The sequence below is a fragment of the Campylobacter volucris genome, from assembly GCF_008245045.1.
GTDB classification, from domain to species: domain Bacteria; phylum Campylobacterota; class Campylobacteria; order Campylobacterales; family Campylobacteraceae; genus Campylobacter_D; species Campylobacter_D volucris.
On record NZ_CP043429.1, the window covers coordinates 1 to 7,145 of the forward strand.

The 7,145-nt window shown below is 27.7% G+C and carries 7 protein-coding genes; 5 read left to right on the forward strand and 2 right to left on the reverse strand.

Going from position 1 to position 7,145, the window contains the following annotated elements:
* The 5 genes from mobC to CVOLT_RS07885 all read left to right on the forward strand — a co-directional run bounded on the left by mobC (nt 1) and on the right by CVOLT_RS07885 (nt 4,512).
* Entirely contained in the window at nt 1–198 is a 198-nt protein-coding gene (gene mobC / locus CVOLT_RS08090) for a plasmid mobilization relaxosome protein MobC (protein ID WP_147538970.1), read from the forward strand.
* Nucleotides 195–1,703, forward strand: coding sequence for a relaxase/mobilization nuclease domain-containing protein (locus tag CVOLT_RS07870; protein ID WP_147538971.1), 1,509 nt, complete (start codon nt 195–197; stop codon nt 1,701–1,703). Before mobC ends, CVOLT_RS07870 begins: the two co-directional genes overlap by 4 nt.
* Nucleotides 1,704–1,982: 279 nt before the next feature.
* Entirely contained in the window at nt 1,983–3,053 is a 1,071-nt protein-coding gene (locus tag CVOLT_RS07875; protein ID WP_147538972.1) for a replication initiation protein, read from the forward strand.
* 23 nt (nt 3,054–3,076) lie between these two features.
* On the forward strand, nt 3,077–3,931 hold the full coding sequence (locus CVOLT_RS07880; protein WP_147538973.1) for an HmcD domain-containing protein: 855 nt from the start codon (nt 3,077–3,079) through the stop codon (nt 3,929–3,931).
* Nucleotides 3,916–4,512, forward strand: coding sequence for a C39 family peptidase (locus tag CVOLT_RS07885; protein ID WP_149104694.1), 597 nt, complete (start codon nt 3,916–3,918; stop codon nt 4,510–4,512). The genes CVOLT_RS07880 and CVOLT_RS07885 overlap by 16 nt, the downstream gene beginning before the upstream one ends.
* 4 nt (nt 4,513–4,516) lie before the next feature.
* Here the strand turns inward: CVOLT_RS07885 and CVOLT_RS07890 are convergent, their stop codons facing one another.
* Nucleotides 4,517–5,824 carry a Cj0814 family flagellar-dependent secreted protein gene (locus CVOLT_RS07890; RefSeq protein WP_139451802.1) on the reverse strand — a complete coding sequence of 436 codons (1,308 nt, stop codon included), beginning with the start codon at nt 5,822–5,824 and terminating at the stop codon, nt 4,517–4,519.
* Between the two features lie 98 nt (nt 5,825–5,922).
* On the reverse strand, nt 5,923–6,357 hold the full coding sequence (locus tag CVOLT_RS07895; protein WP_147538969.1) for a hypothetical protein: 435 nt from the start codon (nt 6,355–6,357) through the stop codon (nt 5,923–5,925).
* Nucleotides 6,358–7,145: the final 788 nt, after the last annotated feature.

Below are 7,145 nucleotides of genomic sequence, written 5' to 3' on the forward strand. Positions count from 1 at the left end.
ATGTTAAATAAAAACACCAAAAAGAAAAAAAACAAAATCGATCAAGATTTTATTTTAGAATTAGCAAAGTGGGGAAATAATTTAAATCAAGTAGCTAAGCATTTAAATGCAAAAAAGGGTGGAATTGATAGAGTAGCTTTAGAAATGTTAAGCAAAATAGAAAATCATTTAAAAGAACTTAGGGAAACCATTAAATGATTTGCAAATTCTTTAAAACTCAAAAAGGCGGGGGCGTATCTTCAATAAATTATATGCTAAATGAAAGAGTTAATCAAGGCACAGCAAGAATTTTAAAAGGCGATGAATTTTTAACTAGGGAAATTATTAAATCAATGAGCCAAAAACATAAAACCTGTGTAGGTTGTTTATCTTTTGAAGAAAAAAATATCAAAGAAGAACTAAAAAAAGAGCTAATGGAAAGCTTTGAAAACACTCTTTTAACTCCTGCAATGAAAGGAAATTATAATATCTTATGGATAGAGCATACAGACAAAGGAAGATTAGAATTAAACTTTATAATTCCAAAAATAGCCCTAGAAAGCAAAAAAGCATTTAACCCTTACTACCATACTAGTGATAGTAAAAGAATCGATTTATGGTGTGATTTTGTTAATTTAAACCATAATTTTACAAATCCAAAAGACCCAGCAAAAGAAAATACCCTTCAAGGTAGTAAAAAAGAATATGAACTAATAAAAGACTATGAAGCCCTAGATAAGCTACTTCACAAGCAAGTTGCTAATGAAATTATTAATTCAAGAGAAGAATTAATTAACATACTAGAGCAAAATAACATTGAAGTAACAAGACAAGGAAAAGATTATTTAAGTATCAAATTACCACAAAGTAAAAAAGCTAAAAGGTTTAAAGGGGGAATATACAATGAACAATTTACAGGCACTCAAGAGCTTAGAAGAATACGGGAAGAAAAAGAAAGCAGAGCAAGAGAGTTTAAACAAAGAGATATTAAAGCAGAGCTTGGAAGAATTAAACCAGAGCTTGATAAACTCATACAACGAAAAGATGAGTTTTATAGAGAACAAATACGAAAATTTAATAAGCGAAAGCAACTCAAAAATAACGCAGAGTTTAAACAAGCTAGAGAAGACAATTTGCAATCACGAACCGATGAAATTCAAAATATCAAGCTTAGCAATGAGCTTTTTAACAGGAATGCTAACAATGATGATTTTATTAATGCTTGTGTGGCATCAGTGGATAAGACCTTATCAGATAGACGAAAGCTTAACAACAAAATCACAAGATGGAAAAGTTTTTCTTTGGATACCAAAACAACAAATGAGCGAACAAGACAATCACTATTATTTAATGCTAGATTAAAGGAAATTAAAAATGACAACATTAGAAGCAGAATTAATATCAGAAATAGAGAGATTACAAGAGAAGATAACAGAATATCAACAAGCCGAAATGAAATTACAAGAGATAATCAAGAGCGAAAGAATAGCATACGAGAACGCTTTAGAAGCTATGAGAAACAAACTCAATGGCTTAATACAGAGTTTCAAGGACTTGAAAGAGAAAATGAACGAAACAGAACACTTATACAAGCAAGATTTGAAGCAGTTAGAGATATTTTGCAATCAAAATTTACAGAACTTAGAGAACGAATTAGAAACAGCTTTAAAAAGATAGTAAATAAAGCAAGACAGATTAAAAGAGATTTTGGAATGAGTAGGTAAACCGACAAATATTAAAAAATAATGTCTTTTTATTTTAAATTTGTGATATAATTATTTTGTGGAGTTTAAATCCTAGTGGATTAGGGCTCCACTAGGGTTAATTTGCTCCACCGAAAGGAGGAAAGCAAATTGAAATTCATCGTAATTATAGCATTAATTTGCTTAATTGTAACCTTAGCTTATTAAAGCTTTAGGGAAGCTTTAGGGTATAGGGGCAAGCACTTATACCCTTTATGCGATGAACTTATACCCTGCTTGCTTTAAAATTAAGGATAATTAATGCAAGCAACAAAAAAAACAAACAAAAAAAGAATACAAAAAGCCGTAGTAACTCAAAATAATCGCTTTGTATATGCAAAATACGATATGAATACTAATGAACTTAAAATGTTTATGTGGATAGTAGCTCAAATTAATAGTCAAAAAGATACTTTATTTCAAGTGTGTCAAATGCCTTTAAATCAAATATTTGAAGTTTTAAATCATCAAAGTGAAGAAAATTATACTTATGTAAAAAATTTAATTGACAATATGGCGAGAAAAACTTATATCGAAGATTTTAAGTTGCTTGATGAAAAAACTATGAAAGAAATTGAAATTCATAGAGCCATGCCATTATTTCAATTTTTAGAATATAAAAAAGGAGCTTCAAATATTAGTTATAAATTAAATGATAGCCTTATGGAGTATTTATTAGAGCAAAAAAGAGATTTTACGCAATTAAAATTTAGCGATATACAGCAGATGAAGTCAGCTTATAGCATAAGAATTTATAATATGCTACTTTGTGAATTAAAACAAAACAGACAAAATCTTAAAATAAATCTTTCAGTATTGCAAAATCTTTTAGAAGTTCCGAAAAGTCTTTATGAATGGTTTGATTTTAATCGCAGAGTATTAAAACAAGCAGAAAAAGATATAAATAGCAAATCTAATTTAGTTTTATTAGATATTAAAACTTATAAAACAGGGCGTAAAATAACAGACTTAGAGTTTATTTTTGATTATAAAAATAACGATAAGCGTATCGCACAGGAAAAGCTAAAAGAAGAAAATTTATTTAAAAAACTCAAAGAAATATTAAGTTCTTACATAGGCAAATCAATTTATGATGATAGATTTGGCGAAATGATTATAAGTCATTACGAACATAATGAAGAAGATAAAAAGATTTCGATCATCGCTCAAAGAAAAAGCGATGATAAATTTGTGGCTTTTGGTGTCAAAAACTTCAAAGATATTAAAAGTTTAGAAAAGCTAAAAGATAAAGCAGAAGAGTTGTTTTATTTAGATAAACAAAGAGTTTTAAAAGCAAAAGAAGCTCAAAAATATAGAAATCTTTTTAATTGATTATATTTTAAAAAAGGATATATATGAAAAAATTTTTATTTATGTTGATGTTTTTATCAAATTGTGTTTTTGCTAGTGATGAGCTAAATATAGATAGTTTGTTTAAAAAACAAATAGGTTTAAGAAGTATTACTACCATATCTTTACTTAGCACAGGAAATCCACATTCTTATTATATCTATCCAAATATAGGTATTAATGGGGATTTAAATGTGTGGAATGATACTAAACAATTATATTTAAATCAAACTTTTATTTATACACTAGCACCTAAATTAGATATTCTTATTTCTGGTGGTGGAAGTTATGCAAGACAAGAATATAATAATATTATTTCAGGAGCTTTTACAAGTAAAAATACTTTAAATTTTGATTCTTTGTGGGTAGGATTTATTTATACAGGAGATAGTATTGCAGATTTTATACCACAGATTAAATTTCAAACTTCAATTGTGCAAAGAGAAAAAACTGTAATGCAAACTAAAAATTTTTATTTTCAATCTCAAAATTTAGAAGCTAGTTTAAGGGGATATAGCGATCCTGTGGTATATAGTATTTATACCGGTTTTGGATATAACGCTGAAAGAAAATTTAAAATTGCAAGGATAGCTTATGGCAATAGTATATATTTTGGTGGAAATTTATCAATAATTTTAAGTCCAAAAATTACTTTGGATTTAGGAGCAGAACAAAGATTTCAAACAGAACAAAAAATTAATGGAATTAAAAATTCTGAAGTAAGATCTATCCCTACCATTAGTGGCGGATCTACATATAGTATAAATGAAGATACAGCTGTTTCTGTTAGTGCTAGTTTGGGCGGAAGTTCTGCTGCTCCAGATGCAATTTTTGGTATTAGTTTATGGAAAAAATTTTAAAAATATTGCTTATAGTGTTTATACAGCCTTTATTTTTAAAAGCAGAATTTATAGTAAAGTCTTATCAAGAAATCAAGAATGAAAAAGTTATAAGACAAACATATGAAGAATCTTGCGGAGCTTCATCTTTAGCAACTTTAATTAATATGATTGACGATAAGAACTTTATGGAATTAGATCTTTTAAAAATTATGAGTGATCAAGAGCTTTATACCGATATGGTAAGTTTTGCAGATTTAAGTGATGCTGTAAGAAAATTAGGATATGAAAGTAATTCTTATCAAATAAATAGAGACAATTTAAATAAGCTTATTAATATTCCAATGCTTGTAAAAATTGAAAACGACCCACGCTTTCCACATTTTGTGGTAATTATTAATTATAAAGGGGGTTATTTACAAGTATTTGATCCAAGCTATGGAGAGTATATAAGTTCTAAAAGAGAATTTTTTAGCATTTGGGATAGATATAATAAAGGTGGATATGCTTTAATTGTAGCACCAAAAAAAGAATTGAAGAAATTTAAATTAAATATACCAAAACATTTATTTTTTGAAATAGAACCTTTTGGTATAAATTAAAGGATTACACCCTAGTTTGACTCATGAGATTATTTAATCTATCCATTATAGAATTTGTATAAGAATTAATTGTGTTGCTTTGTGGTTTCCAACCATTAGCAAAATATTTTTTCATGTCGAAGTCTAATTGAGAATTTCCCATTGCTTCATTTTTTGAAATTCCATGTTCATAAAGATAAAGATGTATGTTTTGAAAACTTTCTTCAGCATAATACTTAAACAAAGATTGAAAATCGATTTTTTTTGTCATTATATCATCCAAGTGCATACTTGGGCTTCCAAAGCTTTCTTTTGCTCTAACTGCATTATGCATTTGTGCTTTTGGGTTTAAAGTGGTGTTCGGGCTATATAAAATACGCCCTTCTTGAGATTTTAAAAAACTCATAAATAAAGCTTCTTTAGGATAACTCCCATCTTCATTTTTCGGATAAACAGACATATCAGGCTTGAATTCATGCTCACCGCCTTTATTGATGTTGTTTAAGTCTTTCATAGATAGTCCTAGAGTTTCGGGCTTGATACCTGTTATTAACCCCCAAGAATCATCATAAATATTATTTGCCTCATTAAATTGCTCTGATGTTTTATATACATTTGAAATTTTTACATCAGAATAATCTGCCAAGAATTTAATGCGTATATCATTATTTCTTATTGTGTCTGAATGTTGAAAGCCTATGCCATATCCATTATAAAACCCATCAATAGCATAACCTTTTGGCATAGAATTAATATCTGCTTCACTAAAGCTTATTTTATCATTTGGAAAACTTTGATCTAAAGCACTAGAAAAAATATTATAATATTGTCTTATAGTATCAGCCATATCTATGTTTGTATAGTAATTTGAAATGCCTAGATATTCTTTTTCGCCCGCAATAATAGGATTGTTTTCAGCTACTCTATACAACTCATCTAAAGTAGATTTATGTATCTTAAAATCTTCAGGCAATCCCGCTGCTTTGTTAAAATCACTACCCATATAGCCACTAGAATCAACACTATAACCATAAGCCATAGAAGCAGGATTATTAGCTTGTCTATATTTTAAAGCATAAATAGAATTTTTAAAATCACTTGATATATGATAATTAGGAGAATCGCTTTTAATACTATTTTGATTTAATATTGCTTCATTGAGTGCTAATGTTTGAGTATTATTACTTTGAATTTCAATTAATTTACTAGCATTTTGTTTAACAAAAGTATTTGCAAAATTTGTTTTTGAACTTGTTTTATTTTCTTTATTTGCTTTTGTTTGTGAAATGATAGAACCATAAGAGGAATTATCATTTATGCTAAATATACTCATTATGCAATTCCTTAGATTTAGATTTTGCCCTCAATCTTCAATCTTGCATTTTTACAAGCAAATTTTATTCCGCTTAAATTTAAGCGGAATAAATAAAATTAGTATTTTTTTCTAAAATCATTTAAAATTTTACCAGCATTGATTCCCCAACTTGTTTGAGAATTAGGAAAAATAGTCCCAAAAGAATTTGTTTTAGGATCATATGTTTGCAAATAATAATCTTTTTGATTATTTACATAACGATATTTAGCAAGAACTGTTTTATGAGAATCAACTTGTAGCTCGGAATTAACAGAGCCAAAATTATCGTTATAAACATAATAAGCATAACTTCTAAAATTATCATATTTACTTGCTCTACTAAATTGATATCCGCCTTTAACATCTTTCATTTCATTAAGACTAAGAGTTTTTACTCCAATAGAAGTATCACTTAAAGCACCATTACTAATTTTAGATAAAAAATCATCAGCAATAGCAGAGCTTGAAATTAATATGCTTAAGGTTGCAAATTTAATTACATTTTTAAACATTAAGATTTTCTCCTTATTTTAATAATTTGATAAATTATATCACTAATATTGTTTTTATAAATTAATTTTCTATTGAAAAAGAAATTTGATAGCATAAAAAGAAACACTAATTTAACTTAGTTAAAAAAGAATGAGATTTAATTTTAACATTAAAAATGTCGGTTTTAGATATATTTTTAACATTAAAAATGTCGGTTTTAACATTAAAAATGTCGGTTTATTAAATTTCAACCCCCATTTTATGGGGCTAAATTTGCCCTTAAACAAGATATTAAACAAGAAATTTAGTTAAACAAGAGAACGACTTAAAAAATTTTAATGTCGTTTTAATTATTTTTTTAATTAAAAAATATAATCATTTTATTAAAAAATTAACTAAAAAAATATATAATCATATTATTAGGGCGAGATTACTCTTCGTAGCTACAAAATGCTAACGCATTTTTGCTACTCCGAGCACTCGTTAGGGGAAATCCCCTAAAACCCTTTAAACTTTTAAAAACTTTTCAAGCTGTTTTTAAAAATTATACTTATCTTCCTTTTTAAGTTAGATAAGCTATTAGGGCGGTGGGCTTTGTCCGTGTTCCGTGCTACGCACTCACACAGCCCCCGCACCCCTTTTTCGCAAATCAAAGCACCTTTGGTGCGATTTGCTAAGTTAATTAAAAAAAGGATAAATCATTAAAAGCATTACTAAAAGATTAAGACTTACTCCTGATGAATGGGCTTTAATAGAAAAAAAATTAAAAGAAAGTGAATTAAACTTTTCATCTTTTGCTTTAGCATCT

Excerpts from the sequence above, each read along its gene's own strand:
- mobC (WP_147538970.1), top strand. The coding sequence starts at position 1 with ATGTTAAATAAAAACACCAAAAAGAAAAAAAACAAAATCGATCAAGAT.
- CVOLT_RS07870 (WP_147538971.1), top strand. The coding sequence starts at position 195 with ATGATTTGCAAATTCTTTAAAACTCAAAAAGGCGGGGGCGTATCTTCA.
- CVOLT_RS07875 (WP_147538972.1), top strand. The coding sequence starts at position 1,983 with ATGCAAGCAACAAAAAAAACAAACAAAAAAAGAATACAAAAAGCCGTA.
- CVOLT_RS07880 (WP_147538973.1), top strand. The coding sequence starts at position 3,077 with ATGAAAAAATTTTTATTTATGTTGATGTTTTTATCAAATTGTGTTTTT.
- CVOLT_RS07885 (WP_149104694.1), top strand. The coding sequence starts at position 3,916 with ATGGAAAAAATTTTAAAAATATTGCTTATAGTGTTTATACAGCCTTTA.
- CVOLT_RS07890 (WP_139451802.1), bottom strand. The coding sequence starts at position 5,824 with ATGAGTATATTTAGCATAAATGATAATTCCTCTTATGGTTCTATCATT.
- CVOLT_RS07895 (WP_147538969.1), bottom strand. The coding sequence starts at position 6,357 with ATGTTTAAAAATGTAATTAAATTTGCAACCTTAAGCATATTAATTTCA.